Raw genomic sequence first — 279 nt, 5'->3', positions numbered from 1 at the left:
GAGGCTCGAGGCGTTGCCGGCAGTGACGCTGCCGTCTTTCTTGAAGGCCGGTTTCAGCTTGGCCAGGGTTTCTGCCGTGGTGCCCGCGCGGGGCTGCTCGTCGGTGGCGAAAGTGACGGGATCGCCTTTGCGCTGGGGAATCAGGATCGGCGTGATCTCGTCGGCGAAACGCCCGGACTCGATGGCCGCCACGGCTTTCTGCTGGGAGGCTGCCGCGAAGGCATCCTGGGCCTCACGGCTGATGGCGTACGCGTCCACCAGGTTCTCGGCGGTGATGCC

General features: G+C 67.0%; 1 protein-coding gene. It reads right to left on the bottom strand.

The window, feature by feature from the left end; translation table 11 throughout:
* The coding region (locus ACZ3HH_RS29740; protein ID WP_465810124.1) for a thiolase family protein at positions 1-279 on the bottom strand (279 nt) is incomplete at both ends.

The organism is Pseudomonas sp. PME37.24/025 (assembly GCF_055556615.1).
Note: the sequence above shows the minus strand (reverse complement) of the source record. Positions and strands in the feature narration are given on the sequence as shown.